Origin of the sequence: Sphaerisporangium flaviroseum (assembly GCF_039537005.1) — a bacterium.
GTDB lineage: Bacteria > Actinomycetota > Actinomycetes > Streptosporangiales > Streptosporangiaceae > Sphaerisporangium > Sphaerisporangium flaviroseum.
Genome location: NZ_BAAAZR010000003.1, coordinates 32,971 through 59,733, shown reverse-complemented (window position 1 = coordinate 59,733; position 26,763 = coordinate 32,971). Strand labels below are relative to the sequence as shown.

At 71.5% G+C, this 26,763-nt stretch carries 23 protein-coding genes; 9 read left to right on the top strand and 14 right to left on the bottom strand.

The annotated features are described in order from the left end of the window. Position 1: 1 nt before the first annotated feature. Entirely contained in the window at positions 2–2,872 is a 2,871-nt protein-coding gene (locus tag ABD810_RS11230; protein ID WP_344937688.1) for a DEAD/DEAH box helicase, read from the bottom strand. A 166-nt stretch (positions 2,873–3,038) separates the two neighbouring features. On the opposite strand from ABD810_RS11230, the gene ABD810_RS11225 reads away from it, so the two are divergent. From ABD810_RS11225 to ABD810_RS11210, 4 genes are all read left to right on the top strand, one after another. Beyond that, on the top strand, positions 3,039–3,239 hold the full coding sequence (locus tag ABD810_RS11225; RefSeq protein ID WP_344937686.1) for a hypothetical protein: 201 nt from the start codon (positions 3,039–3,041) through the stop codon (positions 3,237–3,239). Between the two features lie 322 nt (positions 3,240–3,561). Continuing rightward, complete coding sequence (mmuM, locus tag ABD810_RS11220) at positions 3,562–4,503, top strand: homocysteine S-methyltransferase (RefSeq protein ID WP_344937684.1); 942 nt, start codon at positions 3,562–3,564, stop codon at positions 4,501–4,503. Between the two features lie 90 nt (positions 4,504–4,593). Then, complete coding sequence (locus tag ABD810_RS11215) at positions 4,594–5,331, top strand: hypothetical protein (RefSeq protein ID WP_344937682.1); 738 nt, start codon at positions 4,594–4,596, stop codon at positions 5,329–5,331. After that, positions 5,331–6,641 (top strand): FMN-binding glutamate synthase family protein, encoded by a 1,311-nt coding sequence (locus ABD810_RS11210; RefSeq protein ID WP_344937680.1) that lies wholly within the window; start codon positions 5,331–5,333, stop codon positions 6,639–6,641. The genes ABD810_RS11215 and ABD810_RS11210 overlap by 1 nt, the downstream gene beginning before the upstream one ends. Before the next feature lie 105 nt (positions 6,642–6,746). On the opposite strand, the gene ABD810_RS11205 is transcribed toward ABD810_RS11210, so the two are convergent. The 8 genes from ABD810_RS11205 to ABD810_RS11170 all read right to left on the bottom strand — a co-directional run bounded on the left by ABD810_RS11205 (position 6,747) and on the right by ABD810_RS11170 (position 16,782). Continuing rightward, positions 6,747–8,114, bottom strand: a complete 1,368-nt coding sequence (locus tag ABD810_RS11205; protein ID WP_344937904.1) for an MFS transporter — start codon at positions 8,112–8,114, stop codon at positions 6,747–6,749. Between the two features lie 266 nt (positions 8,115–8,380). Beyond that, on the bottom strand, positions 8,381–10,420 hold the full coding sequence (locus ABD810_RS11200) for a bifunctional aldolase/short-chain dehydrogenase (protein WP_344937678.1): 2,040 nt from the start codon (positions 10,418–10,420) through the stop codon (positions 8,381–8,383). 1 nt (position 10,421) lies between these two features. Further along, positions 10,422–11,576, bottom strand: coding sequence for an L-rhamnose isomerase (gene rhaI / locus ABD810_RS11195; protein WP_344937676.1), 1,155 nt, complete (start codon positions 11,574–11,576; stop codon positions 10,422–10,424). Positions 11,577–11,589: 13 nt separating this feature from the next. Next, positions 11,590–11,910 carry an L-rhamnose mutarotase gene (locus ABD810_RS11190; RefSeq protein WP_344937674.1) on the bottom strand — a complete coding sequence of 107 codons (321 nt, stop codon included), beginning with the start codon at positions 11,908–11,910 and terminating at the stop codon, positions 11,590–11,592. Between the two features lie 133 nt (positions 11,911–12,043). Next, the gene (rhaS, locus tag ABD810_RS11185; protein WP_344937672.1) at positions 12,044–13,135 is read right to left on the bottom strand and encodes a rhamnose ABC transporter substrate-binding protein; all 1,092 of its coding nucleotides are present in this window, start codon (positions 13,133–13,135) and stop codon (positions 12,044–12,046) included. Continuing rightward, on the bottom strand, positions 13,132–14,199 hold the full coding sequence (locus tag ABD810_RS11180; RefSeq protein WP_344937670.1) for an ABC transporter permease: 1,068 nt from the start codon (positions 14,197–14,199) through the stop codon (positions 13,132–13,134). Before ABD810_RS11180 ends, rhaS begins: the two co-directional genes overlap by 4 nt. After that, positions 14,189–15,232 (bottom strand): ABC transporter permease, encoded by a 1,044-nt coding sequence (locus ABD810_RS11175; RefSeq protein WP_344937668.1) that lies wholly within the window; start codon positions 15,230–15,232, stop codon positions 14,189–14,191. Before ABD810_RS11175 ends, ABD810_RS11180 begins: the two co-directional genes overlap by 11 nt. After that, the gene (locus ABD810_RS11170) at positions 15,229–16,782 is read right to left on the bottom strand and encodes a sugar ABC transporter ATP-binding protein (RefSeq protein ID WP_425566880.1); all 1,554 of its coding nucleotides are present in this window, start codon (positions 16,780–16,782) and stop codon (positions 15,229–15,231) included. Before ABD810_RS11170 ends, ABD810_RS11175 begins: the two co-directional genes overlap by 4 nt. A gap of 244 nt (positions 16,783–17,026) precedes the next feature. Between ABD810_RS11170 and ABD810_RS11165 the strand changes: the two genes are divergently transcribed. From ABD810_RS11165 to ABD810_RS11155, 3 genes are all read left to right on the top strand, one after another. Beyond that, complete coding sequence (locus tag ABD810_RS11165) at positions 17,027–18,058, top strand: LacI family DNA-binding transcriptional regulator (RefSeq protein ID WP_344937666.1); 1,032 nt, start codon at positions 17,027–17,029, stop codon at positions 18,056–18,058. Between the two features lie 46 nt (positions 18,059–18,104). Next, the gene (locus ABD810_RS11160) at positions 18,105–19,475 is read left to right on the top strand and encodes a rhamnulokinase (protein WP_344937664.1); all 1,371 of its coding nucleotides are present in this window, start codon (positions 18,105–18,107) and stop codon (positions 19,473–19,475) included. A 73-nt stretch (positions 19,476–19,548) separates the two neighbouring features. Next, the gene (locus ABD810_RS11155; RefSeq protein WP_344937662.1) at positions 19,549–20,526 is read left to right on the top strand and encodes a Gfo/Idh/MocA family protein; all 978 of its coding nucleotides are present in this window, start codon (positions 19,549–19,551) and stop codon (positions 20,524–20,526) included. Between the two features lie 311 nt (positions 20,527–20,837). Here ABD810_RS11155 and ABD810_RS11150 read toward each other — a convergent pair whose 3' ends face one another. Both ABD810_RS11150 and ABD810_RS11145 read right to left on the bottom strand, forming a co-directional pair. After that, the gene (locus tag ABD810_RS11150; RefSeq protein WP_344937660.1) at positions 20,838–21,353 is read right to left on the bottom strand and encodes a YceI family protein; all 516 of its coding nucleotides are present in this window, start codon (positions 21,351–21,353) and stop codon (positions 20,838–20,840) included. A 33-nt stretch (positions 21,354–21,386) separates the two neighbouring features. After that, complete coding sequence (locus tag ABD810_RS11145) at positions 21,387–22,091, bottom strand: lysophospholipid acyltransferase family protein (RefSeq protein ID WP_344937658.1); 705 nt, start codon at positions 22,089–22,091, stop codon at positions 21,387–21,389. A gap of 188 nt (positions 22,092–22,279) precedes the next feature. On the opposite strand from ABD810_RS11145, the gene ABD810_RS11140 reads away from it, so the two are divergent. Continuing rightward, positions 22,280–23,041: an alpha/beta hydrolase gene (locus ABD810_RS11140; protein ID WP_344937656.1), complete on the top strand. Its 762-nt coding sequence runs from the start codon at positions 22,280–22,282 to the stop codon at positions 23,039–23,041. A gap of 165 nt (positions 23,042–23,206) precedes the next feature. Then, the gene (locus tag ABD810_RS11135; protein ID WP_344937654.1) at positions 23,207–23,668 is read left to right on the top strand and encodes a hypothetical protein; all 462 of its coding nucleotides are present in this window, start codon (positions 23,207–23,209) and stop codon (positions 23,666–23,668) included. 81 nt (positions 23,669–23,749) lie between these two features. Here ABD810_RS11135 and ABD810_RS11130 read toward each other — a convergent pair whose 3' ends face one another. From ABD810_RS11130 to ABD810_RS11120, 3 genes are all read right to left on the bottom strand, one after another. Next, complete coding sequence (locus ABD810_RS11130) at positions 23,750–24,979, bottom strand: beta propeller repeat protein (RefSeq protein ID WP_344937652.1); 1,230 nt, start codon at positions 24,977–24,979, stop codon at positions 23,750–23,752. Positions 24,980–25,063: 84 nt separating this feature from the next. Next, a complete protein-coding gene (locus ABD810_RS11125) occupies positions 25,064–25,756 on the bottom strand; it encodes an endonuclease/exonuclease/phosphatase family protein (protein ID WP_344937650.1) in 693 nt (230 codons plus the stop codon). Between the two features lie 34 nt (positions 25,757–25,790). Beyond that, the gene (locus ABD810_RS11120) at positions 25,791–26,735 is read right to left on the bottom strand and encodes an ROK family glucokinase (protein WP_344937648.1); all 945 of its coding nucleotides are present in this window, start codon (positions 26,733–26,735) and stop codon (positions 25,791–25,793) included. Between the last annotated feature and the right edge of the window lie 28 nt (positions 26,736–26,763).

The window sequence follows — 26,763 nt, the reverse complement described above, 5'->3', positions numbered from 1 at the left end:
CTCAGCTCACCGCCTCGGGGCTCAGCCGGAACAGCTCGCGAAGCTGCTCGGTCGACAGGCCGGTGATCCAGTCCTCACCGGTGCCGACGACGCTTTCCGCCAGGGCCTTCTTGCGCTCGATCATCTCGTCGATCCGCTCCTCCAGCGTTCCCACGCAGATGAACTTCCTGACCTGCACGTTCCTCTTCTGCCCGATGCGGAAGGCCCGATCGGTGGCCTGGTCCTCCACGGCCGGGTTCCACCACCGGTCCACGTGGATCACGTGGTTGGCGGCGGTGAGGTTCAGGCCGGTGCCCGCCGCCTTGAGGGACAGCAGGAAGATCATCGGCTCGTCGTCGTTCTGGAAGCGCTCGACCAGCGCATCGCGCTTCTTCTTGGGAAGCCCGCCGTGCAGCCAGAGCACGGGACGGTCGAGGTGGGCGGCAAGGTAGGGCTGGAGCAGCGAGCCGAACTCGGCGTACTGCGTGAAGACCAGCACCTTGTCCCCCTCCTCGACGATCTCCTCGGCCAGTTCCTCCAGCCGGGCCAGCTTTCCCGAGCGTCCTGCCAGCCGGGAGCCGTCCTTGAGCAGGTGGGCGGGGTGGTTGCAGACCTGCTTGAGCCGGGTCATCGTCGCGAGCACGTTGCCGCGCCGCTCGATGCCCTCGCTGTCGTCGATCCTCGCCATCATGTCGCTGACGACGGCCTGGTAGAGGCTGGCCTGCTCGGGCGTGAGCGTGCACCAGACCTTCATCTCCAGCTTCTCGGGAAGGTCGGAGATGATCGTCTTGTCGGTCTTCAGCCGTCGCAGGACGAACGGCCCGGTGGCCCGCTTGAGCGCCCTGGCGGCGTCCTGGTCGCCGCGCGCCTCGATCGGCTCCTGGTACCGCTCCTTGAACCTCTTGGCCGGTCCGAGCAGGCCGGGGTTACAGAACTCCATGATCGACCAGAGCTCGGCGAGGTGGTTCTCCACCGGGGTGCCGGTCAGCGCCAGCCGCGTGCGCGCCGGGATGGACCGTACCGCCTGGGCCTGCCGGGCGGCGCTGTTCTTGATCGCCTGTGCCTCGTCGCAGACGACCCTTCCCCAGGCGAATCCCGCGAGGATCGCGGCGTCCCGCAGGGCCGTGCCGTACGTCGTGACGACCAGGTCGGTCTCCCCCACCACGGCCACCAGTTCCTCGTCACGCTTGCGCGTGCCACCGTGGTGGACGTAGACGCGCAGCGAGGGCGCGAACCGCGCCGCCTCCTTCTGCCAGTTGCTCACCAGCGACATGGGGCAGACCAGCAACGTGGGCGGCACCGGTCCACCGGCACGCTCCTCCAGCATCAGCGACAGGGTTTGGGCGGTCTTGCCCAGTCCCATGTCGTCCGCCAGGATGCCGCCGAGGCCCACCCGGGACAGGAAGCTCAGCCACGACAGGCCGCGTTCCTGGTAGGGACGCAGGCTGCCGTTGAACGTCTGCGGGGTACGAAGGGCGGTGAGGCGGCGGTCGGCCTCGCCGGAGAGCAGGTCGCCCAGCATGCCGTCGGCGTCCACCTCGACCAGCGGCAGGTTCTCGTCGCCGCCGCTCACGACCTCCTGGATCACCTCGGCCACGGTCATCTGGCCGGCCCGGCGCCGTTCCATGGCCGACAGGGCCGCCTTGAGCTGGCGATCGTCCAGCTCGACCCACTGGCCGCGCACCCGTACGAGGGGGACCTTGAGCCGGGCCAGCTCCTCCAGTTCCTCCTCGCTGATCGTGTGATCACCGACGGCCAGATCGACCTTGAAGTCCACCAGCGCGCCCAGGCCGAACCCGTGGTCCGCCGCCGAACGGGCCGCCGTGGCCGTATGGGACCGGGTGGTCAGCTTCAGGCCGAGCCCCTTGCGTCCCGCCCACGCCGGGAGCCGGACGCCGTACCCGGCGGCCTGGAGCAGCGGCGCCGCACGGCGCAGGAAGCCGAAGGCCCAGGCCGTGTCCACCAGCATGCTGGACGGCCGCGCGCTGTACAGGGCCGTGTGCAGTTCGGGGCACAGCCGTACGGCCCGGCCGAGCCCGGCGAGGAGCGTCTCGTCGGGGCGCTTCGGCAGGCCGGGGATGCGGCCGCCGTCCCAGAGCATCGACGCGGGCACGTACAGGCTCGGGTCCTCGACCGACTGCAGCGCGAACTCCAGCTCCCAGGTGTCCTCCTCGCCCTCGGGCTCGATCAGGCGGAAGCAGACCCGGATGGGCCCGTCCATCTGGTGTGCCGACTCCATCCAGCCGTCGAGTGCCCGGATGAGCGGCTTCGCCTCTCTGGGGTCGACCTCGGGGATCACCGGCTCGTCGCCGGTGAGGGCGAACAGCCAGCGATCGGCCAGCAGGCTCTTCGGGCCCGCCCGGTTGCCGAGCAGCAGCCTGCCGGGCAGCGCGCGGCGCACCGAGGCGTCGGCGATGCCCGCGAGAGCCTGACGCAGCACATGTGCGGCGGGGCGTTCCTCTCCCGCGCCACCTCCGTCACCTGTGGTCACGGCCCGGCAGACCGGGGGCATCGCGGTGGCGAGCTCCCTGAACGCGGTGGCGTCCGCGCCGGCGAGCACGGGAAGCCAGCGGGCGGCGTGAACGCCGTCCTCGACGACGAGCTGGGGCAGCACGCGTCCGCGGCGGACCAGCGAGCGGGAGTGCTCGGCGACCACCGCGAGATAGCGGAGCGAGGTGCCCGGCCCCCACTCGGGCGCCCCCGGTGCTCCGGCGGGCGGGGCGGATAACGCGTCCAGCAGGCCGAGCGCCTGGGGGGAGTCGAAGAGCAGCACCGGGACGCGCCAGGGAGAGATCTTGTGAGCGCGGCCCACGCTCGGCAGGCCCGACTCGGGCGAGGGCAGCGGGCCGCCGCGCGCCGAGCCGGGAAGCCGGAAGATCAGCTCCGCCGCCACGGCCTTGGCCGCGAGCTCCCCGAGCGCCGCGGCCAGAACGGGCGACGGCGCGGCGAAGGGATGCGGGTGAGGAGCGCCACGGGCGGAGGAAGCCCGCCGCGGCGGGAGGGCGCCGGGCCGAGACGCGGATTCCGGAGGCGGTGGGTTCCGCGGCGGCGGTGAGGCGGTGTCCGTCGGCGGTAGGTTCCGCGGCGGCGGTGAGGTGTCCGTCGGCGGTGAGGTGGTGTCCGTCGGCGGTAGGTTCCGCGGTGGCGGTGAGGTGTCCGTCGGCGGTGAGGCGGTGTCCGTCGGTGGTGAGGCGGTGTCCGTCGGTGGTGAGGTGTCCTCGGCCCACAGCGCCAGCCGGGCGTCCATCCAGGCACCGTGAACCACGAGCACGCAACCACCCCTGTCTGCCGACGCCGCCCGACCGTTGCGAGATCGGCCGTCCCCCGCCGCTCCGTTACACGGCACCGGGTCCTTTCCCGCCCCTGCACGGTACCGGCACCCGAGCACGCGCACTCCGCGACGAGCCGGGCCGGGGGCGGGACGCCGGGTGGTGGCACGCGCGCGATCCTCGGTGCCGCCGGGCATCTTCCATGGTCACCGGAGTGTGGCCGGGGCTCCATGGACGGGTCGTGGGCACTGTCCGACCTGACCGGACGGTGGACGTGGACACTGTCTGGCCTGACCACACATAGGGTATATGCGTGAGTTCCCAGCCCGAAGAGACCGATGTCATGATCCTTGATGGCGGCCTCGCCACCCACCTGGAGGCGCTCGGCTGCGACCTGCGTGACGAGCTGTGGTCCGCCAGGCTGCTCATGGAGAACCCCGAGGCCATCCTCCAGGCCCACCTGGACTACTTCGCCGCCGGCGCCGACGTGGCGACCACGGCGAGCTACCAGGCGAGCTTCCCCGCGTTCGTCCGGCGCGGCAGGGTGGAGCACGAGGCCCAGGCGCTGATGCAGCTCTCCGTGGAGCTCGCGAAGGAGGCGAGGGACCGGTCGGGCGGGGGCATCGTCGCCGCCAGCATCGGCCCGTACGGCGCCTATCTCGCCAACGGCGCCGAGTACACGGGTGACTACGACCTGGACGAGGACGGTCTGGTCGACTGGCACCGGCCCCGCTGGGACGTGCTGGCGAACAGCGGCGCCGACCTGCTGGCGTGCGAGACCATCCCCTCCTACCCGGAGGCGAGGGCGATCGCCCGCCTGCTGGAGCGGACCCCGCACGTCAACGCCTGGGTGAGCTTCTCCTGCCGCGACGGTGAGCACCTCAGCGACGGAACCCCGCTGCAGGAGTGCGCCGCCCTGTTCGCCGGCAATCCGCAGGTCGTGGCCGTCGGGATCAACTGCACGGCTCCCAGCCTCGTCAAGAACCTCATCGGCCACATCGACGGTTCCCCCATCGTGGTGTACCCCAACTCCGGCGAGATCTGGGACGCCGAGAACCACCGCTGGCTGGGCCTCGCCGACCCGGTGGAGTTCGGCGCCGCCGCGCGTGAGTGGCGCGACGCCGGGGCCTCGTTCATCGGCGGCTGCTGCCGCACCACTCCCGAGCACATCCGGCAGATCCGCGCCAGCCTCGAAGCATCCGCGCCGACCGGCACCGGTGGGGTGGCAGGGGACGAGATAGTGGCCCGCGAGTAACACCGCGGTCATCCACGAGCACCATGGCGGCAACATTGTCGCGGTTCACTCCTGACAGACACCGATCCACGGCTGTCAACGGGAGGCGCGATGACGTCCCTGCCGCTTCCGCCCGACCAGCGGGCCGGAAGGCAAGGGGGACTCTCCGGCGCCGGGGTGATGGTGGACGCCACCGCCCTGAGCACCCGGGAGATCAACCGATCGCTTCGGGCGCTGTCGTACGGCAGCGCCGTCGTGATCAACCCTGCCGGGCGGCACAATCTCGCGGTCGGACTGGACGCGCCGGTACGAGTCGAGATCGACGGGCCCGCGGGCTTCTACGCGGGCGGTCTCGGTAAGCAGGCCCACGTCACCGTGGACGGGACGGCCGGATGCGGCGTGGGCGAGAACCTGATGTCAGGCCATGTCCACGTACGCGGATCGGCGGGCCAGAGCGCCGCGGCCTCCGCCCGGGGCGGGACCGTGGTGGTCGACGGCGGATGCGCGCCGCGCGCGGGGATCTCGCTGAAGGGCGCGACGCTGGCGATCGGCGGCGACGCCGACTCCTACTGCGGTGTCCTGGCCCAGTCCGGTGTCATCCTGATCGGTGGCGACGCCGGGCCGTGCCTCGGGGACTCGCTGTACGAGGCGGTGCTCTACGTGGGCGGGAAGATCGCCGGGCTCGGGGCCGACGCCGTCGTCGATGAGATGACCGACCACGACGTGAGGTTCGTGAAGGTCCTCGCGGACGAGTGCGGTTTCGACCACGTGTCCCCGGCGGACGTCACCAAGGTCATCTCCACGCGACGGCTCTATCAGCTTCACAGCCACGACCACGGGACGTTCTGATGAGCCATACCTTCCCAGCCGAGGTCATCGCCCAGATCCAGGAGCGGGCCAGGCTCGGCGGCGGCGAGGTCCGCGGCTGGGGCGCCAGACGGGTGGTCCCGGGGTTCGACGACCTGCTCATCCTGCCGGCGAGCCTCTCCCTGGCCCCTCTGGAGGGGTACCGCGAGCGGTGCGAGACCCGGACCGTCCTCGGCACCAGGCACGCCGAGGAGCCCGTCGTACTGGACATCCCGATCACGATCGCCGGCATGTCGTACGGCGCGCTGTCCGCCGGGGCGAAGGAGGCGCTCGGCCGGGCGGCGACCCTCACCGGCACCTCGACGACGACCGGCGACGGCGGCATGGCCCCAGAGGAGCGGAACGCCGCGAAGACGCTCGTCTACCAGTGCCTGCCCTCGCGGTACGGCTTCGACCCGGACCACCTGCGCTCGGCCGACGCCGTCGAGGTCGTGCTCGGCCAGGGCGCCGCGCCCGGCGGCGGGAGCGTGCTGCTCGGCCAGAAGATCACGACGCCGGTGGCCTTCATGCGCGACCTTCCTGAGGGCGTGGACCAGCGCTCCTCGAGCCGCCACCCCGACTGGAGCGGACCGGACGGCCTGCGTATCAAGATCGAGGAGCTGCGCGAGGTCACTTCCTGGCGCATCCCGGTGTACGTGAAGATCGGCGCGTCCCGGGTGGCGCCGGACGTCCGGCACGCGGTCGAGGCGGGCGCGGACGTGATCGTGGTCGACGGGATGCAGGGCGGCACCGGGGCCGCGCAGGACGTCTTCATCGAGCACACCGGCATCCCCACGCTCGCGGCGACCCGGCTGGCGGCCGACACGCTGCGCCGCCTGGGCGTCGAGAACGAGATCCAGCTCGTGATCTCCGGAGGCGTCCGCAGCGGCGCCGACGTGGCCAAGGCGCTGGCGCTGGGCGCCGACGCGGTGTCCGTCGGGGTCGCCGCGCTCATCGCCCTGGGCTGCAACTCCACCTCCGACGACACCGGCGCGGACGTGAGCCTCGGATACCGCGCCCTGGGCACCGTGCCCGGCTCCTGCACGGCCTGCCACACCGGCGGTTGCCCCGTCGGCATCGCCACCCAGGACGACATGCTCGCCGACCGCCTCGACCCGGACTTCGGCGCGGAGCGGGTGGCCAACTACCTGCGCGCCCTCGCCACGGAGGCGGCGATGCTGGCCCGGTCGTGCGGCAAGTCGTCCGTCCACCGGCTCGACCCGGACGACCTGGTCGCGCTGACCGTGGAGGCCGCGGCGATGGCCCGGGTACCCCTCGCGGGCACCTCCTGGATCCCCGGCGTCCCCGAATGACCCGGCATCCCCGCTCGAAACGACGGACGCCGCGCGCGACCGCCTTCTGCGCCCGTCGTGTCCGCCTTGGGCCCGGCTCGGGCGCCGTGCCAGGCGGGCCGGGGCTCAGCCCGCCGAGCGGGCGAGGTCGTCGGAGACCGGGCCGCCGGACGGCCGGACCGGACGGCCGCGCCCGGGGATGAAGTAGGTGATCAGCGCGCCCAGGACGGCCACCCCGGCCGAGATGATGATCGCCACCTGCAGCCCCCGCAGCGAGGGCAGCACGAACGAGCCCACCGAAACGGTCATGTGCGCGAGCACGACGCTGATCACGGCGCTGGAGGCCGAAGTGCCGATCGACCGCATGAGCGCGTTGAGCCCGTTGGCCGCGGCGGTCTCCGACGGCGGGACCGACGTCATGATCAGCGCGGGCATGGCCGCGTAGGCCAGACCCACTCCGGCGGCGATGACCGAGGAGCCGATGACCACCTGCCAGGCCGAGCGCATCAGGCCGAGCGTGACGGCGTAGCCGAAGGCGATCACGACCGTGCCCATCATCAGCGCCACCTTGGGTCCCCAGCGCCGGGTGACCCGGGCGGACACCGGCGAGAGCACCATCATGACCAGGCCGCCCGGGGCAAGGCACAGGCCGGCCTCCACCAGGGACAGGCCGAGCCCGTACCCGGTGGCCCGCGGGCTCTGCAGGAGCGTGGGCAGCACGAGGGACATCGCGAACATGGCGAAGCCGACGACCACCGAGGCCACGTTCGTCAGCAGGACCTGGCGGCGGGCGGTGGTCCGCAGGTCCACGAGCGGATCACCGACCCGCAACTCCATGAGGCCCCAGAGCAGCAGGATCACCACGGCGGCGGCGAACAGGCCGAGGGTCACGCCACTCCCCCAGCCCCAGTCGCCGCCCTTGGTGATCGCGAGGAGCAGGCAGATCAGGCCCGCGGTGAGCCCGATGGCCCCGGGCACGTCGAACCGGCCCGACGCGCGTACCGGGGACTCGGGCACGACCAGCGCGACCAGCAGCAGGTCGAGGGCTCCGACCACCGCGGCCATCCAGAACAGCGCGTGCCAGTCGGCGTGCTGGGCGACGAACGCCGCGAGCGGGAGGCCGATCGCTCCGCCGACTCCCAGAGTCGCGCTCATCAGCGCCATCGCCGACCCCAGGCGTTCGGGCGGCAGCTCGTCCCGCATGATGCTGATCCCGAGGGGGATCACGCCGATCGCGCACCCTTGCAGCACCCGGCCGGCCACCACCGGGACCAGTCCGCTGGACACCGCGCAGATCACCGACCCGGCCACCATCAACCCGAGGCTGACGAGCATCACGCGCCGCTTGCCGTACAGGTCGCCGAGCCGCCCGCTGACGGGGTTGCAGACGGCGGCGGCCAGCAGGGTGGCGGTGATCACCCAGGAGGCGTCGGACGCGGAGGTGTGCAGCAGGCGGGGAAGGTCGGGCACGAGCGGTACCACGATGGTCTGCATCAGCGACACGACGATCCCGCACAGCGCGAGCACCGCCACGACCAGGCCTGACCCCTTCGCCTCGGTGCCGGGAGAGCCGCCGGGCAAAGGTGAATCGGTCACTGGCAGGCCTCCGATACTCGATCACCGTGACGTATGCACCATACAGATCGCGTTGGCAGCGATCGGAGCCAGGCCACACGACCGCCCACCCTGATCGCCACGAGCCTCCCGGCCCACCGGCCGCGCGCCGGCACGGCCACCCACCCCGCGCGCGCCGCCGCGGGTCAGCGGAGGAAGGCCGCGGGTACGCCGGCGTCCACCGGGATGTGCAGGCCGGTGGTCAGCGGCAGGTTTCCGCTGGTCAGAGCGAAGATCGCGGCGGCGATGTGGTCGGGGAGCACCTCGCGCTTGAGCAGGGTCCGCTGGGCGTAGAACTCGCCCAGCCGTTCCTCGGGCACCCCGTACACCGCGGCACGGTTCGCACCCCAGCCGGAGGCGAAGATGCCGGAGCCGCGGACCACCCCGTCGGGGTTCACCCCGTTGACGCGGATTCCGTACGCGCCCAGCTCGGCCGCGAGCAGGCGGACCTGGTGTGCCTGATCGGCCTTGGCCGCGCCGTACGCCACGTTGTTCGGCCCCGCGAACACGGAGTTCTTGGACGAGATGTAGATCAGGTCCCCGCCCATGGCCTGGTCGATCATGACCCGGGCCGTCTCGCGGGAGACCAGGAAAGATCCCCTGGCCATGACGTCGTGCTGCAGGTCCCAGTCGGCCGCCGTGGTCTCCAGCAGCGAGCGCGACAGCGACAGCCCGGCGTTGTTGACCACCAGGTCGACCCCGCCGAACGCGAGCACCGCACGGCGTACGGCCGCGCCGATCTGCTCCTCCGACGTCACGTCCACCTCGACGGCGATCGCCACGTCGCTCGAACCAAGCTCGGCGGCGACCTTCTCCGCCGCACCGAGGTCACGGTCGGCCACCACGACGCACGCGCCCTCGGCCGCGAGCCTTCTGGCGGTGGCCGCGCCGATGCCCGACCCGCCGCCGGTCACGACGGCCACGCGGGTGGCCAGCGGCTTCGGCGGGGGCATCCGCCGGAGCTTGGCCTCCTCCAGCTCCCAGTACTCGATGCGGAACTTCTCCGACTCCTCGATCGGCCGGTAGCTCGACAGCGCCTCGGCGCCCCGCATGACGTTGATCGCGTTGACGTAGAACTCGCCCGCCACCCGCGCGGTCTGCTTGTCCTTGCCGAAGCTGAACATGCCGACCCCGGGGACGAGCACGATGGCCGGATCCGCGCCGCGCATCGCCGGTGAGCCGGGCACGGCGTGCCGCTCGTAGTAGGCGCGGTAGTCGTCGCGGTAGGCGGCGTGCAGCTCGCGCAGCCGGGCGACCACCTCCTCCAGCGGAGCGTCCGGCGGCAGGTCGACGACCAGCGGGGCCACCTTGGTGCGCAGGAAGTGGTCGGGGCAGGAGGTGCCGAGAGCCGCCAGGCGGGGGTGCTCGGCGCGGGACAGGAAGTCGAGCACCTCGGGTGTCGCGGTGAAGTGGCCGACCTGCCGGGCGTCGGTGGAGCACAGCCCTCTGACCACCGGGAACAGCGCCGCCGCTCGCTCCGCCCGCTCCGCCTCCGCGAGCGGCCGGTGGATCACCGGCCCGAACGGCTCGGGACGGCCGTGCTCGGCGATGTGGCGCTCGGCCGTACGGATGATCTCCAGGGACCGCGCCTCGCACTCCTGGCCGGTCTCGCCCCAGGCGGTGATGCCGTGGCCGCCGAGGACGACGCCGATGGCACCGGGGTTGGCGTCCTTGAGCGCGGCGATGTCGAGGCCGAGCTGGAACCCCGGGCGCCGCCAGGGCACCCACAGCACCCTGTCGCCGAAGATCTCGCGGGTCAGCGCCTCGCCGTCGGCGGCCGTGGCGATCGCGATGCCTGCGTCCGGGTGCAGGTGGTCGACGTGGGCGGCGTCGACCAGGCCGTGCATGGCCGTGTCGATGCTGGGCGCCGCGCCTCCCTTGCCGAAGGCGCAGTAGTCGAACGCGGCGACCATCTCGTCCTCGCGCTCGACCCCCGGGTAGACCCCGGTCAGGGAGCGCAGCAGGTCGAGCCGGAGGACGGCGAGGCCGGCCTCGGTCAGCGTGCCGAGGTCGCCCCCGGAGCCCTTCACCCACATCAGCTCGACGTCGGCTCCGGTCACCGGATCGGTCGCGGTGCCCTTGGCCGAGGCGTTGCCCCCGGCGTAGTTGGTGTTGCGCGGATCGGCGCCGAGGGCGTGTGCCCGGTGCAGCAGGTCACGGACGACGGGAGGGGTTCCGGCGGTCATCTCAGGCCCCCCATCCGGCCTGGGCGCCGCCCACGCGTTCGGCGACGATCTTCTCGGGGTAGCCGGAGCGCCGGTAGGCGCCCATCGGGTCGGGATCGAGCCCGGACTCCTCGCGCAGCTCCGCCAGCAGCGCGCGGACATCGGTGTTGTAGGCGTCCATGAACACGCCGTTGGCGCCGAGCACGTCCCCCTCGGCCTGGGCCTTCGCCAGCGCGTCGCCGTCGACGAGCAGCGCCTTGGCCGTCGCCTCCTGGACGTTCATGACCGACCGGATCTGACCGGGGATCTTGGGCTCGATGTTGTGGCACTGGTCGAGCATGAACGCGATGCGCTCGTCGTACCCGCCGCCGCGGATGACCTCGTACATGATGCGGAAGAGCTGGAACGGGTCGGCCGATCCGACCATGAGGTCGTCGTCGGCGTAGAAGCGGGAGTTGAAGTCGAACCCGCCGAGCTTGCCCTCACGCAGCAGGAACGCGACGATGAACTCGATGTTGGTGCCCGGGGCGTGGTGGCCGGTGTCCACGACGACCTGGGCCTTGGGCCCGAGCTTGACGCAGTGGGCGTACGCCGTGCCCCAGTCGGGGACGTCCGTCGTGTAGAACGCCGGTTCGAACAGCTTGTACTCCAGCAGGAACCGCTGCCCCTCGCCCAGCCGGTCGTACACCGCCGCCAGCGCCTCGGCCAGCCGGTCCTGCCGGGAGCGGATGTCGTCCTGCCCGGGGTAGTTGGTGCCGTCGGAGAACCACAGCTTGAGCGTGTCGGACCCGGTGAGGTCCATGATGTCGACGCACTCAAGCAGGTGGTCGAGCGCCTTGCGCCGCACGTCGGCGTCGGGGTTGGTCACGCTGCCGAGCATGTAGTCGTCGTCCTGGAAGACGTTGGAGTTGATCGCGCCGATGCCGACACCGGCCTCGCGGGCGTGCCGTGCCAGGTCGGCGTAGTCGTCCACCTTGTCCCACGGGATGTGCAGGGCCACGGTCGGGGCCACGCCGGTGAACCGGTGCACCTGCGCCGCGTCGGCCAGCTTCTCGTACGGATCTCGTGGCACGCCTCGCTGGGAGAAGACCTTGAAGCGCGTGCCCGAATTGCCGAACGCCCACGAGGGCGTCTCGATGCGCTGCCGCCGCAGTGCCGCCTTGATGTCCGTTGCCATTGGGGATCCCCGATCAGTCGAGATGGAAAACTTCGTCGAGCGTGAACATGCCTTCGTCGGGACGGCGCCCGTCGAGGTCCTCGAAGAACGGCGCCATCTCCGCCTGCCAGCGGGCGTTGACGTCCGTCTCGGCCATGGCCGCGAGGGCGGCGTCGAAGTCGGGGGTCTCGAGGTAGCCGACCAGCAGGCCGTCGCCGCGCAGGAAGAGCGAGTAGTTGTGCCAGCCGGTGGCGCGCAGCGCGTCGAGCATCTCCGGCCAGACGGCATCGTGGCGGCGGCGGTACTCCTCGAGCCGCTCGGCCCTGACCTTCAGCAGGAAGCACACACGCTTCATGATCAACACTCCTCACGTACGGCTCGCGCGGGCACCGCCCATGCCGGCGGGGGGACCTGCTCCCCGGCCGCCCAGTGCGGTGTCCCGCGCGAGCCCTGCACGACGGCCGGAACCCGGCCGGCCGCCGATCGGTCTAGAAGTCGAACTGGTCGATGTTCGAGGCCTCGAAGGTGAAGGGCGGGCCGAGGATGATCTCGCCGTCCTTGCCGATGGTCCTCTCGCCGAGCTTGCCGGCCTTGAGTACCTCGCCCTCGGCGCCGGTGATCTGCCCGGAGGACAGCGCGGCGGCGGCGTAGGCGGCCAGGTAACCGAGGTCCTTGGGGTTCCACAGGGCGAACTTCTGGACGGTGTCGTCCTTGACGAACTGGCGCATCTGGTTCGGCGTGCCGAGCCCGGTCAGCACGACCTTGCCCTTGTACTTCGAGCCTGAGATGTAGCGGGCGCCCGCGGAGATGCCGACCGTGGTCGGGGAGATGATGCCCTTGAGGTTCGGGTACGCCTGCAGGAGACCCTGGGTCTGCTGGAAGGACTTCTGGTCCTCGTCGTCACCGTAGGCGACCTTGACGAGCTTCATGTCCTTGTATTCGGGCTTGGTCAGCTCGTCCTTCATGAACTTGATCCACGTGTTCTGGTTCGTGGCGTTCGCGGTGGCCGAGAGGATGGCGATGTCACCCTTGTGGCCGATCATGTCGGCGAGCAACCGCACCTGGCTGCGGCCTACCTCCTCCGAGCTGGCCTGGTTGATGAAGATGTCGCGGCAGTCCTTGGAGGCGTCGGAGTCGTAGGCCACGATCTTGATGCCCTTGGCCCTGGCCTGCTTGAGCGGGCCGCAGACCGCGTTGGCGTCGTTGGCCGCGATGAGGATGGCGTCCTGGCCCTGCTGCGTGAGCGTGTTGATGTAGGAGATCTGCGACGACGCCGAAGCGTCCGAAGGGCCGACCTCCTTGGCAGTGCCGCCGAACTCCTTGGCGGCCTCGATGCCCGCGTTGTCGACGATCGTCTCGTACGGGTTGTTGATCGCCTTGGGCAGGAAGGCCAGCTTCAGCCCCTGCTTGATCGGCGCGTTGGGGTCGGCCGCGGCCGACGACGCCGCGGACTGGGACGGAGCCGCCGACGACTGGGCGGAGTCCTTCGTCGTGCCACCGCCACAGGCCGCGAGGCCGAGCGCGAGGAAACTCGTGGCGAGGACCGCGGAGGCGAACCGCCGTGAAGAGTGCGTCATCATCGATTTCTTTCTTCCGTGGACGAGCGGGGGGTGTGCGAAGAAGGCGCGCGGCGTCGCTGTCGCAGGACGGCGGCGAGACGCGGGGTGAGCACAGAGACGATGAGGAGCAGGCCGGTGACGATCGACTGGATCTCGGTCGCCACGTCGTTGAGCATGAGCAGGTTGCGCAGCAGCCCGATGAGCAGCACGCCGGCGATGACCCCGCCGAGCGTGCCCTTGCCGCCGTCGAAGTCGACACCGCCCAGCAGCACGGCCGCGATGACGGCGAGCTCGACGCCGAACCCGTTGTCGGCGCGGGCGCTGCCGTACCTCAGGGTGTAGATCACGCCGGCGAAGGCGGCCATCGTGCCGGACACCACGAAGAGCACCAGCTTGATGCGCTTGACGCGGATGCCGGCGAAGAAGGCCGCCTCCTCCTGAGCGCCGATGGCGAACAGCGAGCGCCCGACGCCGGTGGCGTGCAGGACGACGCCGGTGATGATGGCGAGGAGGATGAACAGGGCCACGGGATACGGGATCGGAGTGCCGGGGACGTCCCCGGTCACCAGGTCGGTGTACTGCTGAGGGAACTCCGCCACCGCCTTCTCCCCGAGCACGACGTACGCCAGGCCGCGGTAGAGCGCCAGCGTGCCGATCGTCACCGCCAGAGAGGGCAGGCCGAGCCGGGTCACCAGCAGGCCGTTCACCAGCCCGCAGACCGCGCCCACGACCACCACCACCGGGATGATGGTCTCGATCGCCCACCCGCTGTCCCACAGGGAGCCGAGCAGGGCGCTGGACAGCCCGAGCACCGAGGCCACCGAGAGGTCGACCTCGGCGGCCACGACCAGCAGCGTCATCGCCAGCGCGATCAGCGCGATCTCTCCGAGGTCGCCCAGCGCGAACGACAGGTTGCCGGTGCCGGCGAAGTCGGGCGATCCGGCCGACCCGGCGAGGAACACGGCGATGAGCAGCGCGGTGACCAGCACGTCCCAGCGGGCGAACCGGCCGATGCCGGACCGGCCCCCGGCGGCGGGCCCGCCGGCCTTGCCGGTCTCGGCGGTCGTCATGAGGTCAGGCGCCATGGCGGGCGTTCCTCCTGCGCAGCAGCCGCGTGACCCGCACCGCGAGCACCCGGTCGACGGTGATGGCCAGGAGCAGCAGGGCACCGGTGAGGGCCTGCTGCCAGAACGAGTTCACCTTCAGCACGACCAGTGCGCTGCCGATGGTGGTCAGCAGCATCGCGCCGAGCGCCGCGCCGTACACCGTGCCGACGCCGCCGACGATCGCCACGCCGCCCACCACGACGGCGCTGACGACGAGCAGTTCCCATCCCCGCGCCGAGTCGGCGACGACCGTGCCGAACCTCGCCAGCCACAGCACCCCGGCCAGCCCGGCGAGCGCGCCGCTGAACAGGTAGGCGGCCAGGATGCGGCGGCGTACGGGCACCCCGGCGAGGCGCGCGGCCTCGGGGCTGGAGCCGATCGCGTAGAAGTCGCGGCCCGAGGGATAGGAACGCAGGTAGTAGCCGGTGGCCAGCATCACCACGACGGTGATGATCGGGAGGTAGGGCACGCCGAGCACGCCCTCGTTGCCCAGGTGCAGCAAGGCGGGCGGCAGGTTGACGGCGTTGATCTGCTGACCGTGGGCGATGTAGTGGTCGAGGCCCTGGATGACGTAGAGCGTGCCGAGGGTGACGACGAGGGCGGGGACCCGGAGGAAGCTCACCAGCAGGCCGTTCACCAGCCCGCAGACCGCGCCGATCGTGATGCCCAGGACCAGCGCGACCACGACGCCCCGCCCGCCGGGGTCGGCGGCGAGGAACTTGCCGGTGCAGAAGGCCACCAGCCCGACGACGGACCCCACGGACAGGTCGATGTTCCGGGTGATGACGACCAGCGACTGGCCGACGGCGAGCAGCGCCAGGATCGAGGTGTTGAGGAAGATGTCCTTGACGCCCTGGCCGGACAGGAAGTTGGGGTTGACCGCGGTCGTGACGAGCACCAGGGCCGTGAGCGCGACCACCAGGCTGAGCTCGCGCGCCCGGAACACCAGCTCCACGATGCCCCGCGCGCTGCGCCCTGCGACGGCGCCGTCCACCGCTCCGACGGCCGTCATGCGGCGGCTCCCGGGTCGCGGCCGGTGGCGGCCGACATCACGCTTTCCTCGGTGGCCTGCTCGCGCGGGATCTCCGCGGCGAGCCGGCCCTCGTGCATGACGAGCACGCGGTCGGCCATGCCCAGCACCTCCGGCAGGTCAGAAGAGATCATCAGGATGGCGATGCCGCGCCCGGCCAGCTCCGACAGCAGCCGGTGCACCTCGGCCTTGGTGCCGATGTCGATGCCCCGGGTGGGCTCGTCGACGATCAGGACGGCGGGGTCGGTCGCCAGCCATTTGGCCAGCACGACCTTCTGCTGGTTACCGCCCGAGAGGACGTTCACCGCGTCGCCCAGCCGCGTGAACTTGAGCTGCAGCCGCGCCGCCCAGTCGCGAGCACGGTCGTGTTCGGCGGCGCGGGAGATCACCGGACCCCGGCTCACGCGCTTGAGCCCGGTCAGGCCGATGTTGCGCTCGATCGACAGTTCCATGACCAGGCCCTGCTGGCGGCGGTCCTCGGGCACCAGCGCGAGACCGGACGCCATCGCGGCGGTCGGGCTCCCGGCCGGCAGGCGGCGGCCTCCGACCTCCACAGAACCCGCGTCCCATCGGTCGACCCCGAAGATCGCGCGGGCGACCTCGCTGCGCCCCGCCCCCACCAGGCCGGCCAGGGCGACGATCTCGCCCCGCCGCACCTCGAAGGAGATGTCGGTGAACACCCCCTCGCGGGTGAGACGGCTCACGGTCAGCGCGACCTCGCCGGGGGTGGTGTCCTGCTTGGGGTACAGCGTGTCGAGGTCACGGCCGACCATCCGCCTGACCAGGTCGTCGGGGGTGACGCCGGAGATGTGCTCGCTCGCCACCCAGGCTCCGTCGCGGAGGGTCGTGACGCGCTGGCAGAGCTCGAAGATCTCATCGAGCCGGTGGGAGATGAACAGGACCGCGCAGCCGTGCTCCCGGAGCGTCTTGACCACGTTGAACAGCCGGGCGACCTCGTTGCCCGAGAGCGCTGCGGTCGGCTCGTCCATGATCAGGACGCGGGCCTGGCGGGACAGCGCCTTGGCGATCTCGACGAGCTGCTGGTCGGCGATCGACAGGCCACGCGCGGGCCTGCCCGGATCGAGCGCCACGCCGAGCCGTTTGAACAGCTCCGCCGTCTCGGCGTGCATGACGCGCCGGTCGATGCGTCCCAGCCGGGCACGCGGCTGGCGGCCCATGAAGATGTTCTCCGCGACCGACAGGTCGGGGAACAGCGTGGGCTCCTGGTAGATCACGGCCACCCCCGCCTCCTGGGCGGCGGCGGGACCGTTGAACTCCACGGGCGCGCCGTCGAGCAGCACCTCGCCCCCGTCGGGGCGGTGGACGCCCGAGAGGGTCTTGACCAGGGTGGACTTGCCCGCGCCGTTCTCACCGGCGAGGGCATGGGCCTCACCGGCGAACAGCTCCAGCGAGACCTCCCGCAGGGCCTGGACCGCGCCGAAGGACTTACTGACCCGCCGCAGTGCGAGCACCGGCGTCGCCGCGCCGGCGTCCGGCCCCCGAGGGGCCCCGGCCTCGCTCGGATCGTTCACCTGGCCCGTCCCTTCCGCCCGCTTGGCATTGGTGGCCAAAAACGTTTTAATGGCCTTGCCCGGACGCTACGGCGGCTCGGCCGACCATGTCAATGGGGGGTGAAGTCGCTGTTTCCAGAGCGTTACCGGGGCCGCTTCCGAGCACCCTCGCCGCATCCAGGGCCCCTGTGCGATATTCATACGAGGTCTGGTGCACGCCGCCGCTGGCACGTTTTAATGAACGCCGACCACAGAAGGAGTCCGGATGACCACGGGGAGCGCCGGGAGCACGGTGAGCATCAAGGAGGTCGCCGCTCAGGCCGGGGTGTCCCCTGGCACGGTCTCCAACGTGCTCAACCGCCCCCACAAGGTGGCGTCCGAGACCCGCTCCCGGGTCGAGCAGGTCATCAGGGAGCTCGGCTTCGTGCGGCACGGCTCGGCGTCCACGCTGCGCGCCGGGCACAGCCGCACGATCGGGCTCTCGGTCATCGACATCGGCAACCCCTTCTTCACCGACGTCGCCGCGGGCGTGGAGGACATGGCCAGCGAGCTGGGCTACGCCGTGATCCTGGGCAACTCCTCGGGAGACCGCGTCAAGGAGGAGCGCAACCTCCGCGTGTTCGCCGAGCAACGGGTCCGCGGCCTGCTGATCACTCCCTCCGACGAGGATCCCAGGCGGCTCGACGTGATCCGCGACCGCGGCATCAGCGTCGTGCTCGTCGACCACCCCGCCCACCGTCCCGACCAGTGCTCGGTGGCCGTCAACGACATCACCGGCGGACGCATGGCGGCGAGCCACCTCCTCGACACCGGGGCCGCCACGATCGGGTACGTCACCGGTCCGCTGACCATTCGCCAGTGCCTCGACCGCCGGAGCGGCGCCGAGCAGGCCGTGGCGGCGGCCGGGCTCGATCCCGCCCGCGCGCTGAAGGTCGTCGAGATGCCCGCCATGAACGCCAAGGCCGGGCAGCGCGCGGCCGAGAAACTGATCGCGGGAGGGCGCCTGCCCGACGCGATCTTCTGCGCGAACGACCTGCTCGCCCTCGGCCTCCTGCGGGGGATGCTCCAGGCCGGCCTGCGGGTGCCCGACGACGTGGCCCTCATCGGTTACGACGACATCGACTTCGCCGCGGCGTCCGCGGTGTCGCTCAGCTCGATCCGCCAGCCCACCTACAAGCTTGGCCGGATCGCCACCGAGCTTCTCCTCGACGAGTGCGACAACCCGGAGAGCCATGCCCACCAGCAGATCATGTTCCAGCCCGAGCTCGTCGCCCGCGAGTCGACCCGGCGCGCCTGAGGGCACCGTCGCGGCCGTCGACCTCGGGGCCTCCAGCGGGCGGGTGATGACCGCGCGCATCCACGCCGACAGGGTCGAGCTGTCGGAGGTCCACCGGTTCGCCAACCGGCCGGTCCGGGCCGCAGGCACCCTTCACTGGGACATCCTGTCGCTCTACCAGGGCATCCTCGACGGGCTTCGCAAGGCGGGGCCGGTCGGCTCCATCGGCATCGATTCCTGGGCGGTCGACTACGGCCTGCTCGACTCCTCCGGACGGCTGATCGGCAACCCGGTGCACTACCGCGACGACCGCTCGTCTGGGGTGATGGAGCGCGTGGTGGCCGAGGTCGGCGCCTCGGCGATGTACGAGGTGAGCGGGCTGCAGTTCCTGCCCTTCAACACCGTCTACCAGCTCATGGCCGACCGCGGGTCGCTGGAGCGGGCCGAGACGCTGCTCATGATCCCCGACCTTCTCACCTACTGGCTGACCGCGTCGATCGGCGCGGAGGTCACCAACGCCTCCACCACCGGGCTGTACGACGTCCGCACCGGCGACTGGGCACGGCCGCTGATGAGCCGCCTCGGCATCCCCGACACGATCTTCCCCCCCCTGCGCCGGCCCGGGTCCCCCGCCGGGACCCTGCGCCCCGGCGTCGCCACCGAGACGGGCCTCACGAGCGTGCCGGTCATCGCGGTGGCCTCCCACGACACCGCCTCGGCGGTGGCCGCCGTGCCCGCCGCCGGCCCGCGGTTCGCCTACATCTCCTCGGGCACCTGGTCGCTGGTCGGTGTCGAGCTGCCGGCGCCGGTGCTGACCGACGAGAGCCGCACGGCCAACTTCACCAACGAGGCCGGGCTCGACGGCACCACCCGCTACCTGCGCAACGTCATGGGCCTTTGGATCCTCCAGGAGTGCCTGCGCGCCTGGGGCGACCCGGAGCTGTCCGGCCTGCTGGCCGCCGCCGAGCGGGCGCGCCCGTTCGGGGCGCTGATCGACCCCGACCACCCCTCGTTCCTGCCGCCAGGCGACATGCCGGGGCGGATCGCCGCCTACTGCGAACGCACCGGCCAGCGCGCTCCCTCCGGGCCGGCGGAGGTGGTGCGCTGCGTGCTCGAAAGCCTCGCCCTCGCCTACCGGCGTGCCCTGGGCGACGCCGTACGGCTCAGCGGCCACGACGTGAAGGTGATCCACATCGTGGGCGGCGGTGCGCGCAACGCGCTGCTCTGCCAGATGACCGCCGACGCGACCGGCCTTCCCGTGCAGGCCGGGCCGGTGGAGGCCGCCGCGCTCGGCAACGCCCTGGTCCAGGCCCGCGCCCAGGGCCTGGTGAGCGATATCCGCGAGCTCGTACGCCGGAGCGAGCCCATCACCGCCTACGAGCCCAGCGGCGACCAGACCGCCTGGTCTGCCGCCGCCGGCCGCCTGTCCGGCCACTAGGGACGCCACAGCGGCGGTGCCCGCACCTGATCGATGAGCGGTACGGCTCAGGCCGTGCCTGGAGGGAGCAGTCGTGCTGTCATGGGGTATCGCGGCCACGGGCGGGATCGCCCGGGTGGTCGGAGAGGTGATCGCGGCGGAGCCCGGCATGCGGGTGGCCGCCGTCGGGTCCCGCGACCTCGAACGGGCGCGCGGGCTGGCCGCCGACCTCGGCGCGCCCCGTGCGTACGGCTCGTACGCCGAGCTGGTGGTCGATCCCGAGGTCGACGTCGTCTATGTCGCGACGCCGCATTCGCATCACCTCCAGGTCGCCGAGCTGGCCATCGCCGCCGGGCGGGCGGTGCTCTGCGAGAAGCCGCTGGCCGGGACCGTCGCCGACGCCGAGCGCATGGTGAAGTCGGCGCGCGAGGCCGGGGTCTTCCTGATGGAGGCCATGTGGATGCGGTTCAACCCTCTGGTCCGGCGGTTGCACGGGCTCGTGCGCGACGGGAGCTTCGGCACCCTGCGGTCGGTCTCCGCCTCCTTCGGGTTCCCGCTGCCCTACGACCCGGCGCACCGGCTGTGGAATCCCGATCTCGGCGGCGGGGCGCTGCTCGACCTGGGCGTCTATCCGATGGCGCTGTCCCAGCTCCTGCTGGGGGAGCCGGACACGATGACCGTGACCGGCGCCCTCGCCCCGTCCGGGGTGGACGCCGAGGCGGGGCTGCTGATGTCCTGGAACGACGGAGCGCGGGCGCTGCTGGACACCTCGCTGCTCAGCCCGCTGGCGAACACCGCCTCGGTGACCGGCACCAGCATGCGGGCCGACCTGGACGCCCCCTTCTTCGCCACCCGCCGCCTGGTCCTGCACACCGCCTCGGGCGAGTCCGAGGAGCATGTGCCGGCCGCGTCCGACAACGGGTACGCCGGGGAGATCCGCGAGGTCCACGACGCCCTGTCGCGGGGCCTGGTCGAAAGCACGATCATGCCCCTCGACGACAGCCTGGCCATGATGCGGCTGGTGGAGGAGGCGCGAGCCCGCGTCGACGCGTTCGCCCCCCGCGAGCGGTGATCTGCGATGCGAGGATGGAGTAATGGTTAGTTTTACTTCATATGACGGGACCGTGCTCGTCTGTCATGAGCGGGGAGAAGGGCCGGCGCTGGTCTGCTTGCCGGGCGGGCCGGGGCGGTCCTCGGGATACTTGGGAGACCTCGGCGGTATCTCGAAGCGCCGTGGCCGGGCGGCACGATGGGGCGCTGCTGCGCCTGGCCCCGGGCGTGGTGCTGCCCGATGCATACCGTGTCGCCCTGTCCCATGCGGTGAACGTCACCAGCCGGACCGCCCAGACGAACACGCCCCGGCCTCATTCGCGCGCGAAGCCGTCAGGGCTCTCTCTCGGCGACGACGTGGATGCGGACCTTCACCTCCGGGTTGACCCGCAGCATCAGCATCTTCGGCGGGCGCAGGCCGAAGTCGCGGACGTCGAAGACCTGCTCCCCCTCGATCACCAGGGTGCGCTCGTCCGGCGCCGAGAGCTCGATCTCGCCCTCGACGGGCCGGGTCACCCCGTGGAAGGTCAGGTCGCCCCGTACGCGATAGCGACCCGGGCCCGCCAGCGCCTCGACGCCGGTCGCCTCGCCGGCGATCCGCGGGTACGACCGGACGTCGACGCGCCGTCGCAGCTCGGTGTCGTAGAGCGGATTGCCCGACCGCAGGCGTTCGACGGGAAGCTCGATCCGCAGGCGTGGCGCGGTGGCGAGGTCGAAGCGGCCATCGGTGACGGCCGCCTCGACGAGACCGGTCAGGCCGCCGGCCTCTCCGTGGATCGGATGCAGGCTGCCGCTCGCCTCGAAGGCGATCGTCGACCGCGTCTCGGAGATCCGGAAACGTTCGGTCATGTCCTCCAGCCTAGGACCGCCCGAGGCGAGGGCCTAGGAAGGCGGGGAGGTCTTCGCCGCGCGGGCCAGCTCCACCTTGGCGCTGGCGGCGTACTTGTCGACGTACTCCTGGCCGGAGAGCTCCATCAGCGCGTACATGATCTCGTCGGTGACGGCGCGGAGCACCAGCCGGTCCTCTTCCATGCCGTAGTAGCGCGAGAAGTCGAGCGGCTTGCCGTACTTCACGCCGGGCCGGATGCCGAGCTTGGGGAACTTGCGGCCGGGCGGCATCATCTCGAACGTGCTGATCATCGCCCAGGGGATGACCGGCACCCGGGACTCCAGCGCCAGGCGGGCCACTCCCGTCTTGCCCTTGTACAGGCGCCCGTCGGGCGAGCGGGTGCCCTCGGGGTAGATGCCGAGGACGTGCCCCTCGCGCAGGATGCGCAGGCCGGTGCGCAACGCCGCCTCGCTGGCCTTGCCGCCGGACCGGTCGATGGGCACGGTGCCGACACCGGTGAAGAAGGCCCGGCTGAGCATCCCCTTGATGCCACGCCCGGTGAAGTATTCGGCCTTGCCCAGGGAGATCACCTTGCGGGGCAGCGGCAGCGCGCCGAAGAAGTGGTCGGCGAACGACAGGTGGTTGCCCGCCAGGATCGCCGGCCCCTGCCTCGGGACGTGCTCGGTACCCTCGGTCCAGGGGCGGAACACCAGATGGAGGAACGGCGCGAGAATGGCCTTCACCACCCAGTAGAACACTCGGCACCTCTTCTCTGGATCTTTCGTGGTTGACATCGCTGTAACCGGCGTGGCGTCATCTTCGCACGCCTCGCCCACCGCACCTACATCTCGGCGCCCACCGACCGCGACACCGGGCACCCGGATCTCGCGGCGGAGCACCCGAACGTGCGACGATCAGGCGAGCCGCATCAGGAGAGGAACCCATCATGCCGCTCATGCCCGGCTCCGAGCCGTATCAGCACGAAGGTGGCCAGGTCGGGGTCCTGCTCTGCCATGGTTTCACCGGGACGCCACAGTCCCTGCGTCCCTGGGGACGGCACCTCGCGGCGGCGGGCCTGACCGTATCACTGCCCCGCCAGCCCGGACACGGCACCACCTGGCAGGAGATGAACCGCACCCGCTGGGAGGACTGGTTCGCCGAGCTGGAAAGGGCCTTCGAGAGCCTCAGGAGCCGGTGCACGGAGGTGTTCGTCATGGGCCTGTCCCTCGGGGGCTGCATGGCGCTCCGGCTCGCGGAGGTGCACGGCCCGTCGGTACGGGGCGTGGTCGTGGTGAACCCGTCCATCGTGAACGACGCACCGATACTGAAGCTGGCCCCCGTGCTGAAGTTCGTGCTTTCCTCGGTCGAGGGGGTCGCCAACGACATCAAGAAGGAGGGGGTGACCGAGCTGGCCTACACGCGCACTCCGGTCAGGGCGGCGGCCACGCTGCCGAAGCTGTGGTCGCTGGTCCAGTCGGAGCTCGATCGCGTCACCCAGCCCGTGCTCGTCTACCACAGCCCCGAGGACCACGTTGTGAAGCCGGCGAGCGTCAAGCTGCTGAAAGAGGTGCTCGGCGACAACCTGACGGTCCGGGAGTGCCTCGACAGCTACCACGTGGCGACGCTCGACAACGATGCGCCGCAGATTTTCGAGGGGAGCCTCGACTTCATCAGGACGCACGCGTCGGTACCCTTGCATAGAGACTGATCCGGCCTCAGCGAGCGATTCGCGTGCGAGGCGGCGATGCACGTGCCGTCCGGCCGCCGAGCGAGCGATCACCCGCGACCCAGTGACCATGGCCCAGCGAGCACGAGCGACCCAGCGAGCACGAGCGAGCACGATCATGCGTAAAGGAACGAATCGAAGTGACCGGTGACGCCACAGAGCGATGAGGACGAGGTCTGGCGTCAGATCGTCGCCTCCTTCAACGAGACCGCCGAACCGACCTCGGCCGATCAGCCATGGCCGGACCGCGAGAACGTCCCCGCGGAGGAGCCGCCCCAGCCGGTGAAGGCGGAGGCCGCCGTGCAGACCCCGGCGGAGACCCGGGAGGAAGAGCCGCCCGCCGCCCCCGAAGAGGACGAAGGCGATCACTACGTTCCCCCGCCCCCTCCCCCGCTGCCGAAGATGGACGCCGGCACCAAGATCGCTTGGGTCGCGTTGTTCGGCGGCCCCGCCTATCTGCTGCTCGCCGCGCTCCTCGCCTGGCCGATGGACGGCTGGATCGTCTTCGCGGCCATCGCGGCGTTCATCGGCGGCTTCGTCGCGCTGATCGTCCGCATGGGTGACGGCCCGCCCCCCGACTCCGGCTGGGACGACGGCGCGATCATCTAGAAGGTGACCGGCGGGCGGCCCCGCCGCCGGAGGCGGGGACATCGGCCCGGCCGATGCGCCGGGCCGCCCGACCGGCCCGGGTCATCGCTCCGACGGAGGGCTGCTCGTCCCGTTGGTCACGGCGCTCTTGGAGGTGTTCGGCTGGAACCGTTCGACCACGTCGGTGTACCGGTCGCCGGTGTCCACCACGTGTCCGACGGCCAGCGTCAGGTCGCCGACGTGGGTGACGGCCTGGAGGCGGATGGTGCGCGGCTTGGCCGAGAGCTCGCCCCGTACGACGCGCCACCCCGATGCGCCGCCCCGCAGGAGGAACGCCTCGCTGGGGTGCTCGGAGTCGAAGCCCGACACCCAGAAGTGGCCCTTGCCGTCCCCGGTGACGCCGTACAGCTCGGCGTGGCGATCGGGCACCGAGGCGCGGCTCCAGCGCTTGCCGTTCCAGGTCAGGATCAGCGGCCCGATCTTCCCTCCGTCGTGGTACACGCCTCCCACCGCGACGGCCTTCTTGGGGCCGTCGATGTAGACGTCGCGCAGGAATCCTCCTTCGACGGAGGGCACCGTGACCGGCTTCCACGTGCTCCCGGTCGACCGCATGATCAGCGGCTCGGTCCCCCTGTCGCCGACCGCCCAGCCGTCACCCTTCTGCGCCAGCGCGACACCGTACAAGGCGCCCCTGGCCCCGCCGCCGACGGCGGTCCAGCCCTTGGCGGTGGCGGTCGCGATGAGCGTCGTGGTGCCTCGGTCGCCCGGCTTGGCGCCCGGGTCGCTCGGCTTGATGTCGCGGCTGCCCACCGCGACCATGCGGCCGGGAAGCGCGGAGGCGCCTCCGAGCCAGTCGCCCGTGCCGAGCTGCGGCACGCTGACCCGGTCGAACGCCGAGCCGTCACCGCGCACGACGTAGGGCAGGCCGTCGTGCCCCTCGCCGACCGCCCAGATCTCCCGCGGCGAGGCGATCGCGACCGACCGCAGGTGCCCGGCGCTGGAGGCGTCGTTGCGGATGCCGAACCGTGACCAGGACGCCCCGTCCCAGTGGGTGATCACTCCGCGGTTCTGCCAGGCCTCCCAGACGTCCTCCTGGCCGACGGCCCAGACGTTGGACTTCGACAACCCGGCCACGTCGGACAGGGAGCCGTCGGTCTGCAGCCGAGCGGTCGCCGACTCCTGGAGCAGCACCGGGCCGCGCTCGGCGGCACGGGGACGTGAGGGGTCGGCATGGGCGTGCGCTGCGGGTGTGGCGCGCGTGAGGGCACTGGTCAGCACGCCGGTCAGCAGCACGCACAATGGCAACGCACGCCGCGACAAGCGGCGGGACATGACCAAATCGTACGTGTCCTGCCATCCCTCGCGAGGCACGTACCCCAGTGTTGACCAAACGGTCACCTGAACTCAGCGCATCCGTCAACTCGCCAGCAGCTCGGCGACGACGGGAAGGTGGTCGGTGGCGGCCCGCAGGTCGGCGGCCGCGGCCTCCACGCCGCCGCACGACCGGACCGTCAGCCCTGGGGAGGCGAAGACGACGTCGAGGCGCTTGCCCGGGCTCCTGGCGGTGAAGGTGAGGCCGTTCCCCCGGGGGGCGAGCGGGTAGCAGTCGGCGAGGCGCCGGGTGAAGTAGCGGAACACGGCCCCGCCCGGCTGCTCGTTGACGTCCCCCGCGAGCACGATGGGCGCGCCGTAGCGGTCGGCGACGTCCTCGACCAGGCGCATGATCTCGACCGCGTGGCACAGCCGGGCGGCGGGGACCAGGTCGAGGTGTACGGACGCGACCGTGGCCCTGGTGCCGCCGCACTCCACCACCGCGATGGCGACCCCCCGCCGCTCCAGGCCCACAAAGGGCCGCAGCAGGTGGCCCTCGGTGTGGACGACCTGCGTCCCGGGCGCGGCCAGTACCGCCACGCCGCCCCAGCGCCGGCCCGCGACGACCCGCAGGCCCGCCGCCTTGGCCAGGTCGGCGCGCCTGCGCCGCCAGCGGAGCAGGCGCGGGGCCTCCTGGACGCACAGGACGTCGGGGGCCATGGCCCTGATGACCCGTGCCAGCGCGGCGTTGTCGTCGTACATCGACCGCACGTTGTAGGTGCCGACACGGATCACCATGGAGCGCGAACAATCATGTTTCCCAGGCGACCGGTCAGGGATGCCTGGCGAGATCGGCCGCGCCGACCAGACCGGCGGACGGGCCGAGCTCGGCGGGGCGGATGTCGGCGTGCGGGCGGTGCTCGCGTGCGGTCAGCGCGCGGAGGTAGGACGCCCGGGCCTGGTCGATCCACAGGTCGATGGCGCGGGAGACGCCGCCGCCCAGGATGAAGCAGCCCGGGTCGAGCACGGCGGCGATGTCGGCCATGCCCTGGCCGAGCCACTCGGCCATGCTCGCGAAGGCGGTCAACGCGGCGGCGTCACCCTCGCGCGCGGCCTTGGTGACGTGCTCGCCCTCGATGTCGGAGACCGAACCGCCGGCGAGCTCCAGCATGCGGGCGGCGCGGTCCGGCTCGGCGGCGGCGACCACCCGGGCCTCGTGGACCAGGGCGCTGCCGCTGGCGTACTGCTCCCAGCAGCCGAGGTTGCCGCACCCGCACAGCCGGCCCGCGGGGACGACCTGCATGTGACCCATCTCGGCGCCCATGCCCCACCGGCCGCGGAAGAGGGCACCGCCGAAGACCATGCCGCCGCCGATGCCGGTGCCGACGGTCACGCACACGACGTGGCTCTCACCTCGCCCGGCCCCGAAGCGGTACTCGCCCCAGGCCATGGCGTTGGCGTCGTTCTCCACCACGACGGGCAGGTTCACCCGCTCGGCGACCTTCTTCTGCAGCGGCTCCTCGCGCCAGGCGAGGTTCGGGGCGAACCGGACGATCGAGCGGGTCTCGTCGACGAATCCCGCGGCGCCGAGCCCGACGGCCTCGACGTCGTGACGTCCGGCGAGCTCGAGCACCGCCTCGGAGATCGTGTCCGCCACCTCATCGGGGCTGTCCGCGGGGGTGGGCCGCAGCAGGTTCTCCACGATGTGGCCGTCCTCGTCCACGACCCCGGCAGCGATCTTCGTCCCACCGACGTCAACGCCGATCGTCAGCGCCATTTCTCATCCCTTCTCCCCGAGAGTCCCG